This is a genomic window from Marseilla massiliensis, from assembly GCF_016899855.1.
In the GTDB taxonomy this organism is placed as follows: domain Bacteria; phylum Bacteroidota; class Bacteroidia; order Bacteroidales; family Bacteroidaceae; genus Prevotella.
In genome coordinates this window covers 24,137-34,538 of record NZ_JACJJG010000026.1, presented here as the reverse complement: position 1 = coordinate 34,538, position 10,402 = coordinate 24,137, and the positions used below count along the sequence as shown (strand labels likewise).

At 51.0% G+C, this 10,402-nt stretch carries 8 protein-coding genes and 1 riboswitch; of the genes, 3 read left to right on the top strand and 5 right to left on the bottom strand.

Annotated elements, in window-relative coordinates; all coding sequences use genetic code 11:
- The 5 genes from H6A34_RS06720 to H6A34_RS06700 form a co-directional block, all read right to left on the bottom strand.
- The coding region (locus tag H6A34_RS06720; protein WP_275955208.1) for a transposase at positions 1–497 on the bottom strand (497 nt) is incomplete at its 3' end.
- Between the two features lie 190 nt (positions 498–687).
- Positions 688–1,698: an iron ABC transporter permease gene (locus H6A34_RS06715; protein WP_021947254.1), complete on the bottom strand. Its 1,011-nt coding sequence runs from the start codon at positions 1,696–1,698 to the stop codon at positions 688–690.
- 14 nt (positions 1,699–1,712) lie between these two features.
- On the bottom strand, positions 1,713–2,891 hold the full coding sequence (locus H6A34_RS06710) for an ABC transporter substrate-binding protein (RefSeq protein ID WP_205104327.1): 1,179 nt from the start codon (positions 2,889–2,891) through the stop codon (positions 1,713–1,715).
- On the bottom strand, positions 2,884–4,002 hold the full coding sequence (locus tag H6A34_RS06705) for a DUF5074 domain-containing protein (RefSeq protein ID WP_205104325.1): 1,119 nt from the start codon (positions 4,000–4,002) through the stop codon (positions 2,884–2,886). The genes H6A34_RS06710 and H6A34_RS06705 overlap by 8 nt, the downstream gene beginning before the upstream one ends.
- Positions 4,003–4,010: 8 nt before the next feature.
- A complete protein-coding gene (locus H6A34_RS06700; protein ID WP_205104324.1) occupies positions 4,011–6,017 on the bottom strand; it encodes a TonB-dependent receptor plug domain-containing protein in 2,007 nt (668 codons plus the stop codon).
- Between the two features lie 26 nt (positions 6,018–6,043).
- A riboswitch (cobalamin riboswitch) is annotated at positions 6,044–6,238 on the bottom strand.
- A 648-nt stretch (positions 6,239–6,886) separates the two neighbouring features.
- Between H6A34_RS06700 and H6A34_RS06695 the strand changes: the two genes are divergently transcribed.
- The 3 genes from H6A34_RS06695 (at position 6,887) to glpK (ending at position 10,266) form a co-directional block, all read left to right on the top strand.
- The gene (locus H6A34_RS06695) at positions 6,887–7,717 is read left to right on the top strand and encodes a transketolase (protein WP_021947944.1); all 831 of its coding nucleotides are present in this window, start codon (positions 6,887–6,889) and stop codon (positions 7,715–7,717) included.
- A 17-nt stretch (positions 7,718–7,734) separates the two neighbouring features.
- Positions 7,735–8,676 (top strand): transketolase family protein, encoded by a 942-nt coding sequence (locus H6A34_RS06690; RefSeq protein ID WP_021947943.1) that lies wholly within the window; start codon positions 7,735–7,737, stop codon positions 8,674–8,676.
- A 108-nt stretch (positions 8,677–8,784) separates the two neighbouring features.
- Positions 8,785–10,266, top strand: a complete 1,482-nt coding sequence (gene glpK, locus H6A34_RS06685) for a glycerol kinase GlpK (protein WP_239480789.1) — start codon at positions 8,785–8,787, stop codon at positions 10,264–10,266.
- The last annotated feature ends 136 nt before the right edge of the window (positions 10,267–10,402 follow it).

The window sequence follows — 10,402 nt, the reverse complement described above, 5'->3', positions numbered from 1 at the left end:
ATTATCTCGCCACGGTCGTTTATCACTATATGCAGCTTGAATCCGTAGAACCATCCCATCGTACACTTGCCCTTGGCGGCCCATCCCTTCATCGTCCTGTGGCTGTGCGCACGCTTTATATTGCATGACTTCAACGGTGTGGAGTCGATTATGGATATTCCAGTACATTTACCCAACGCACATGTCTGCAGGAACAGCAAAAGCCGGAGTCCCACCTTGGCCTGGCGTTCTACGAAGCGGTTGTACGACAGGCGGTGTGGAAACTCCTTGCGCATGTGGTTGCATACATAACCGAGGTAGAAAGACTTGAGGTCTCGGTGGCGCAAGATATGGAACAGTACGAGAATGGTCATCACCTCACTGTCGGACATGAGGCACGGGCGGTTGCGGCGACGTTTTCCGCAGATGTCCAGCGTGTGTTTTTTCAGTTCGGGAGCAAAATATTTGCAGAATTCATCGAGAATACAGAAAATTTCTATTATATTTGCATCAGTCATGGGAATGGATATTTTTATGTAACTTATTGATTATCAACTATAAAGGTACTAAAAATATCTCATTCCCACAACTTTTTCAATCGTTTTCTTATACCGAACTCACGTTAATATACGGTCTTTTACAAAAGTACTGTATACTTATTGAATTTTCACCGGTAAGCTTATTGGCTGCAAAGCCATAATATCCGCATTATCTACGGCGCATTATTACGTAGATAATGACGGGCGCGCCCATTATGGGTGTTACGGCGTTGAGAGGTATTACCCCGTTTTCGCCTGGCAATGCACATATGAGGTTGCAAACTAACGCTACTGCGGCGCCTGTTATTATTGTGCCTGGCAGTAATTGTCTATGGTCGTCGGTGTTGAGAATCATGCGCGCTATGTGCGGAACGGCAAGCCCTATGAACGCTATTGGGCCGCAGAATGCCGTGGCCGAGGCCGTCAGTATACCCGTGATAACAAGCAGACTGTTGCGCAGGCGCAGTGTGTTTATGCCAAGGTTTTCGGCGTATTGTTCGCCGAGAAGCAGCGTGTTGAGCGGTTTTATGAGCAATATTGACAGGCTGAGACCTGCAACCGTTGCCGTGGCGAACAACGGAATCTGGCGCATTGACACGCCCCCGAAGTTGCCGAGACCCCATACCATGTATGAATGTACTCCCTCTTCGGTGGCGAAAAAGTTGAGCAAGGCGATGGCGGACGAGGCTATGTAGCCAATCATAATGCCTATTATCAGCAGCATGACATTGTTTCTTACCATCCCGGCGAATAGTAGCAGCACCGCCATGACGGCTCCGGCACCTATGAAAGCGGCTGCGAGCACAGCCACGAAGCCCGTGAGCGATACCGTGCCAAGCGTTATGCCGCCGCCGAAAGCCAGCATTACCAAGGCGGCGCCGAGGCTTGCTCCGCTGTTGATACCGAATATTGAAGGACCCGCAAGAGGGTTGCGGAACGCCGTCTGGAGCAACAGTCCGCTTACGGCGAGCGAGCTTCCGCACAGCACGGCGGTAATAGCCTGCGGCAGACGGGTCTGCAATATGATGTATTCCCATGACGCCTGGGCGCAATCTTTACCGAAAAGAATGGCTACGACGTCGGTCAACGGAATGTCTACCGAGCCTATTATGAGATTCAGGAGAAACATCGGAATGACCGCCGCAGCCATTATAATGTTTATGCGCGTACCCTTTTTCATGCGTGGTATTTGTCTTACTTTGCTACCTTCTTGAAGTATCTGGTGCTTCCAAGACCAGACAAGTCGGGATGTGTTATTATTATTATGTCACGTAGCAGTAGGTCGGGATTGAACGGAGTATCTTCATAGAACGTGCTCGTGCTGGTGTTGCAACCGTACACCTGTCTCTCCTTGAATGCCTTGAACTGTGAGTAGCCTTGGTTCTCGGACAGAAGCGTAGGGTATGTCAGCGGATTCTTGCCGTCATATCTCAGCAACCATACGTCCGCGTTGCCTGCTTTCGTCAGTACGGTCTCGAACGTTAATTGCAGGCTGCCGCTGTTGTTGTCGGTCGAGAAGGGATATTCCGCGTTTGCGTCGGCTATCACCCGGCCAAGAGTGCTGCGTCCGCCTGGTACGTACCATACGGGGCCTGCAATCTTGTCGACGAGCACGGATTTACTGACGGTTGACGTTCTTGCCAGTTTTACAAGCTCGTTGTATCTCTTCTCAATGTCGTTAAACATGCTGTCAGCCTTGTCCTCCACGCCGAACAGCATGCCGTAGAACTTCATCCATTCGGCCCTTCCCAAGGCCGAGGTCTCCATGTAGTCGGCCGTTTCTATTATCGGGTTGCCCCATTCGTCGAGGCGTCCGTAGCCGCCGCTGTTCTGGAACGGCGAGATAAGTATGGCGTCGGCGTTTATGTCTATTATTTTTTCGAGGGTAGGGGTACTTGCGTCGCCGCAGTCGGCTATCCTTCCAAGTCGGCATTGCTCCTTAATCCAAGGTTGGTTGATATATTTCAGGTCGCATACTCCACGTATGGCGTCGCCCTTTCCTAAAGAGATGAGCAGTCCGCAATATACCGATGACGCGACGACGGTACGTTTCAGCGGGGTGTGAACCACAGTTACAGCCGCCCCGGTCTGTGCTCTCAGGCTTTCGGTAAGACCTTTTCCGTCGGTTTGCGTGCCTGCTTTTGCTGTATCGGGTATGAGTATATATGAATGCAGAGTGCGTCCTTTGTTCCACGGGTCGGCAAGAGTTGCCACCGTATAGCCGTCGTATTTCACAACGGTAAGCCGCTCGGCATATTTAAATCTCACCGTGTCGCCGCCCGAAACGGCAGCCGTGGTGCTGCCTCCCCCGCATGAGCAGAGGAGCAACAGCACCACGGCGAGAAGTGGAATAATGCTCAGACGCTTATTCATAAACTGTGTTATAATTGAATGTAATAGTTATCGGACCTACGCCAACGTCGTTTCTTGAAACGAAAGTTCCGTCTGCTGTATAACGGTTGACGTATCCGTCTATTGAATAACCGGCATAGCCAGTATCCGGGTCAACCACGTAAGAAGTTATATAAACATCTCCGTTTACAGGGTCAACGGCAATGGCGGCGGGGCTGTCGATGTTGTCTCCAGTAATGAACTGCGTTGTTTTTCCGGTCGTTGTGTCGTAAACGCTGTAAGTAACGGGAGTTGCGGGATATGAATAAGGCGCGTTGATGATGTAAATCTTGCCATTATTCGTGTTCGCGGCCATGAGCGTCGCGTCGGCAACTTTTGTTATTTCACCGTTCACAACCTTGCGTATTCCAGCTCCAGTTTGGTTATATGACGCATCGTATGAGCCGTAATCAAGGAAGTAAATGGCGTCTGACATAACGGCAAAGCTCTGAGGATTGGTTATAAGCTCGTCCTTGATATCCGTTGTTGTGCCTGAGTTGAGGTTGATAACAGATATAGACGGTTTTTGTCCGAGGCTGTAATCAGAGTTTGCGACATACAGACTGCCGTTGTTTATTGCCATTCCTTCGGGGTAAGAACCTGCCTGATAAACAGTTGCTTCGTAAGTTGTCGTGTCTATTGCGGCCACGTATCCGTCATACGTTGATACGAATACATATTGTCCGGAAGCAAGAAGATGGCGCGGTTGTTTGCCCTTATCCTCGCCCATAAGCTCAGTTGTGCTTAACTGGCGGTCAATTTTCAGTGTGTTTTTATCCAATACCCAGATAATGTTATCACCGTTGACAACAATGTAGAGCTTGCTTCCGTTCACTACGGCATCGTTTGGCGTGTCACCGAGCGACATCCCGTTGTTGGCGTTGGCGAATGCTTTTTGTGTAACGCTACCGTCACTACCGATGTAGGTAAGGCTTCCGGGAATATTGCCAATAGTACCGGCGTTGACTACAAATACGCCGTCTGTTACCGTCACTGGTGTTGGCGGAGGTGTCGTGTCATCATCGTCACTACATGAAACGAAGGCCAGTCCGCACAGTGCGACTATGGCAAACATTGATAAAAACTTTCTCATTTTGCTGTTTAGAATTTATAATTAATGGATATTTGATAACTTCTGCCGGGCATGGGATACTTTGCCACAATCTCGTATTGCTTGTCGAGAATGTTCTTTACGTCGGCTCTTACCTCCAGCGTGCCGCCCCAAAGGCGGATGTCTCGGTAGGCGGTGAGGCCGAACTCGGCGTAGCCGTCGATGTCTGTACCCTCATAATGGTTGTTGTTGGCGTGCCTCTTGCTCACCGCGTAGCCGTGAACCGATAGGTTTACCCACGGATTTTCAAAGCTGATGGCCGCGCTTCCCTGGTGCTCGGGAGTGTAGGCTATCTGGTAACCGTAGTACGGCGACTCGGGGTTAGTGCGGTTTTCGGAGCGCTGCCAGCCGTAGTTCGCGGAGAACAGGATGGCGTAGCGGTCGGTGAAACGGTGGTTCCACGTGGCCGAAGTCTCAATTCCGTGCCCCTTTACCTTACCCACGTTGACGTTGGTCCATACGAACATGTTGTACGGCACGGCAACTATTTTATCCTTTACCTTATTTATATATCCGTCGGCAGACAGCCTGAAGTACGACTTGCGGCCGTATGTGTGCTCCCATGTGAGGCCCAGGTTGAGCTGGTCTGTCGTCTCGGGCTTGAGGTCGGTGCTGCCGTAGTGGAAGTAATACGACTCGTTAAACGTTGGGGCACGGAAGATATTTTTGTACGAAAGACGTATGTACAGGTCTTCGTCGCTGAGCAGACGGTAAGATAGCGATACCGACGGCGACAGCTTGCGGGCGTCGCGCGCGCTGGCTCCGTCCTTTGCCGCGTTGAAGTAAAGCGAGTAGAGCAGGCGTGCCATGACCGTAAACCGACGGTCGCGGTAGCGCGCCGTGGCCGACTGGAGTACCGTGTGACGGTATGGGCGGGTGTTGGTGGCGAGGCTGCTGCTAAGATTGTTGAAGATGTAGTCTGCCGAATAGTCGAATGCCCAGTTGCGCCACGGCGTGTATAGAAGGCATGCCGAGGCGTAGGCTTCGCGCTGCCAGTATTTTGCGTCGTTGATTCCGCCCTGGTACAGGCCGTTCTTATAATCTGACGAAGCCCAGTTGTATTTGGCGTTGAGCTTGAAGGACAGGTTGCGGCTGTTCCACGCACGGTATTGCAGTTGCGCGAAAAAGTTGCGGTCGTGCAGTGTTTCCATGCTGATGTCGGTGTAGTATCTCACCTGGCCTGGCAGTTCACGGTCGTTGTCGTAGTAGTATATCTTGCCGTCAAGGCGGTTGTTACGGTTGATGTTCCAGATGAATCCGGCCTCGCCGTGGGCAGAGTTCATCATGCTGTTGGTGCGTCGTTCGCGCGTGATGACGTTACCGTTACGTAGCGTAAAGGGGTAGTCGTTCTCGGCGTAGACGTATTCTCCCGAAACGGACAGGGCGAACTTGTCCGTCAGGTTATGCGTGTAGCGGATGAAGGGGCTTACGTATCCGAACGAACCCAGCTTCACCTGCGTGGTGAGGTGGGGCTTGTTGTCGGCCGTGGGCGGCGCCATGGTGTTGATGGTTAGCATTGCGGCGTAGGCGGCGTTGCGTGCGGGTATGAATATGTCGTCGTTGTCGCCTATCAGAAGGGATATGTCGCTGACGTTCTCGAGCGAGTAGCGCGACATGTCAATCTCGCCTGTCTGGCAATCGCTGAGGGCTATTCCGTCGTAGCTCACGCCTGTATGCTGCGACCCGAAGCCGCGTACCGATACCGTCTTCATGCCGCCCGCTCCGCCGTAGTCGCGTAGGGTTATGCCCGGCAGGCGGTGCAGCGCGTCGGCAATGTCGGTTACTCCGAGGCGGAGCATTGCCTCGCTGTCGAGCATGCGCAGCGGTGCCGTGCCCGCAACCTGCCTTTGCCGTGCCTTGTCGGTTACGGTTACGTCGTCGAGCACACGGCCGTCCGAAATGCTGTCCGTGCCTTGCGCCGCGGCCGGCGTGCATGATAGCAGCGCGCCAAATGCGGCAACTGATAATGACTTAATACGTACCAATAGATTAAACATAATACACCACCTTCCTCGAAGCAGTGGATTAAACATAACTGACGGCAGGTCTTCTGACTTCGCTGTGCCAAGACCGACGGCCTTCCCGGCTATAATTGACGTGCCAGTGGCGCGGTGTCGGTCTCAATAATGACAGCTCACAGCAGCGGGACTGTACGTGACTTTCACACGTTTCCCTTTTAATCACATTGTGGCGTGAACCAATCAGCGGTTGCAAAGGTAAGCATTTATATCATAAACGCAAAGTTTTTGCCGCAATTTTTTTGACTATTTGCCATAACGGTATGTGGCCGGCGGCTTTTTCGTTGGTGCTCTTTTACCTTCCCAAAGACCGCCTTTTAGCTTGCAAAAGGCCATATTTTAGACCGTAAAACATGGCCTTTTGGTTTGTAAGTAAACGTATGTTGAATGATTAATGAATTGCGTTTTATGTTGTTTTTTGTTTTGTAAATTGTAAGTAAAATGTCGCTGTTTACTTACGGTTTTTATGTGCATTATTGTGCTCTTTCCGTATTATTAGGCGTTAATCCGTGCCTTCTGTTATATTATTATATGAATATTAGCATACGCTCCTATTACAATTAATCGGTCAAAACCCTACAAGGCATTTGTCTTTAACTCCTTAGTGAGCGAAGCGAACGTTAACTACTTTAACTTCTTTAACTACTAATCGCACACTGGATAGATTCGTTCTTTGTTTTATGTCATTCTTCTTTGTTTTTTGTGAAATCATTTTTTGTTTTGGAAAATAATATTTATCTTTGGCTTCAAGAAGGCGAAAGCCTTTCGGGCACAGCCTTCCGATAACATTATGAAGACCTTAGATGGAATTTATTAACGATTACTAACTTGATAATATGGACAACAAAATGAGCATCGCCGAGCTTACACTGGCGAGCGAGGAAATCAGGAAACGATTAGTAGAAGTGGTCTATAAGGCCAAGGCCGGCCATATCGGCGGCGACCTGTCTTCGCTTAACGTGCTCACGGCGCTTTACATGCGCGTGATGAACGTTGACCCGAAGAACCCCAAAATGCAGGGACGCGACCGCTTCATAATGAGCAAGGGCCACTGTGTAGAGGCCCTTTACTGCGTGCTTGAGGCCAAGGGCTTCATCACGAAAGAGCTTGTCGATACTTACGGCGACTATCTTTCAGTGCTGGCCGGACACCCAACGGTGGAAGTTCCTGGCATTGAGTTCAACAGCGGAGCGCTCGGCCACGGCCTCTCAATAGGCGTAGGCTGCGCCATAGCGGCAAAGATGGACGGCGCGGCATACAAGACTTACGTGCTGATGGGCGACGGCGAGCAGGGCGAAGGCTCAATCTACGAGGCTGCGATGGCCGGCAGCAACTACAAGCTGGACAACCTCGTGGCTTTCATCGACCGCAACGGCCTGCAGATAAGCGACACCACCGAGAACGTGATGAAGCTCGAGTCGCTTGACGAGCGCTGGCGCGCCTTCGGTTGGGACGTGCTCGACGTTGACGGCAACGATATGGGCGCCATAGTCGACTGCCTTGAGAACATTGACTATACGAACGGCAAGCCCCATATGGTAATACTCCACACAACCAAAGGATTCCACGTGTCATACATGGAAAACGTGCTCAAATGGCACCACGGAGTACCCACGGCCGAGGAGTACGAAGAGGCTATCAGTGAGATAACAAAGAGGATTGAGGAGCTGAAAAAGTAATGTTTAATTAAAGAAAAATGGAAACAAAACCAATAGCTTGCCGTAAGAGTTTCACAGACACAATGCTGGAACTCGGCAAAAAAGACAAAAATATAATAGCGGTAACCACCGACGCGCGCGGCTCGGTTACCCTTACAGACTTCGCTAAGCAGCTGCCCGAGCAGTTTGTAGAGTGCGGAATAGCTGAGCAGGACGCCGTCGGAATAGCTGCCGGACTGGCTTCTTGCGGTAAAAAGGTGTTCGTATGCGGTCCCGCCTGCTTCTACGTAGCCCGCAGTCTTGAGCAGGTTAAGGTTGACGTGGCATATTCAGGACAGCCCGTCAAGATTCTCGGCGTAAGCGGTGGAGTAGCCTACGGCGCGCTTGGAGCAACCCATCACAGCCTGCACGACATCGCCGTGTTGCGCACTTTCCCCGGTATGCAGGTCGTTCTGCCGTGTGACGCTCGCCAGACGCGCAAGCTCGTAGAGCAGCTTGTTGACTATCCGCACCCCGTTTACGTGCGAGTAGGCCGTAACGCAGTGCCCGATGTTTACGAGAATGACGACTTCAACTATGAAATCGGGAAGTCAATCCAGCTGCAAGACGGTAAAGACCTTACTATAATAGGTACCGGCGAAACAGTTTATCACGCACTGAAGGCCGGCCAGCGTCTCGCCGCAGAGGGCGTAAGTACACGTGTCATCGACATGCACACGCTGAAGCCTGCCGACACAGACGCCATCATCCGTGCAGCTAAAGAGACCGGACGTATCATCACTGTAGAGGAACACAGCATGTACGGCGGCCTTGGCGGTATCGTGGCAGAGACCGTTGCGCAGAATTGTCCGGTGCCGATGCGCATTCTCGGAATACCTGACGAGAACGCCGTTCACGGCAAACCGCTCGAGATTTTCCATCATTATAAACTCGATGCCGACGGCATTTACGAAACGGCAAAGGAGTTCTTGAATAATTAAGGATTAAGAGTTAAGAATTAAGAAAACATGCCACGCCGGGTGTACGTTGACCCGCAAAGCCGTTTTTCTTAATTCTTAACTCTTAATTCTTAATTCAAACATCGTATTATGAATTACATAATCTCAATAGACCAGAGTACTTCTGCTACCAAGGCGGTGGTGTTTGACGAGCAGTGCAGGCTGGTGTGCCGCAAGAATGTGGCGCATCACCAGTACTATCCGAAACCCGGATGGGTGGAGCATGACGCCGAGGAGATATACCGTAATACCGTTGAGGCTGTACGTGAGGTGGTCGATGCCACACGGAACGACGGCGCTACGTATTCTCTTGCCATAACAAACCAGAGGGAAACAGTGGTCGTATGGAACAAGAATACAGGCAAGCCGGTGTACAACGCTGTGGTATGGCAGTGCCAAAGGGGCGAGGAAATATGCGAAGACCTTAAGAAGCGTGGCTTCACAGAGTTCATCCGTGAACGCAGCGGACTGCTTATCGACCCGTATTTTGCCGCCAGCGGCGTTAAATGGATACTTGATAATGTTGACGGAGCACGGCAGTCTGCTGAGCAGGGAGAGTTGCTTATGGGCACGATTGACACCTGGTTGGTATGGAAACTGACAGAAGGCAAACGTCATGTAACCGACTATACCAACGCTTCGCGTACTCTTCTGTTCAACATTCACACGCTTGATTGGGACGACGAATTGCTCAATTTGTTCACCATTCCGCGCTCAATGATGGCGCAACCGTTGCCTTGCGACTCTGTATTCGGCGAGACAACGGTAGACGGAGTGTTCACCGAGCCGATACAAATAGCCGGTGTTCTCGGTGATTCACATGGCGCTTTGGCTGGCCAGATGTGCTTTGAGCCTGGTATGGGAAAGGCTACTTACGGTACTGGTTCGTCTGTAATGGTCAACATCGGAGAGTCAGCCATCGCTGCTCCCGAGGGACTTGTCACGTCAGTTGGCTTCGCCGCGCAGGGCAAAGTGTTCTATGCTTTCGAGGGAAACATACACTGCACGGGCGCGACAATCAAATGGATGACCGACAACTTGAAGCTGATTGACAGCCCGGCGGAGATAGAAGGCTTCGCTACAAGCGTCAAGGACAACGGCGGAGTATATCTCGTACCGGCTTTCGCAGGGCTTGGCGCACCGTGGTGGCACCCACACGCAAAGGCGATAATATGCGGAATGACGCTCGCAACAGAGAAAGGGCACGTATGCCGTGCGGCTCTTGAGGCCATAGCTTACCAGATAAAAGATCTTGTTGACTTAATGACGGGACAGGCGGGAATAGCCCTTAAAGAGCTGCGCGTTGACGGCGGCCCTACCAAGAACGGTTTTCTCATGCAGTTCCAGGCCGACATGCTCAACGCATGCATTAACCGTTCAGACGTTGAAGAGGCGTCGGCGATGGGCGCGATGGTTATGAACGGACTTGCGCGCGGCGTATGGTCAAGCCTTGAAGAGGTGGCAGCTTTGCGTAGTTCAGACAACCGCATAATGCCGCAAATGGCCGATGCGGAGCGCAATCAGTTGTATGATGGCTGGAAGAACGCCATAAAAAGAACGTTATATAATTAAGAATTAAGAGTTAAGAATTAAGAAAATATGCAATGCAAAATATTTTACCAAGAGTATTTTTCTTAATTCTTAACTCTTAATTCTTAATTCTTAATTTCCCGACTCTTAATTCTTAATTTCCGAATCATTGATTTAT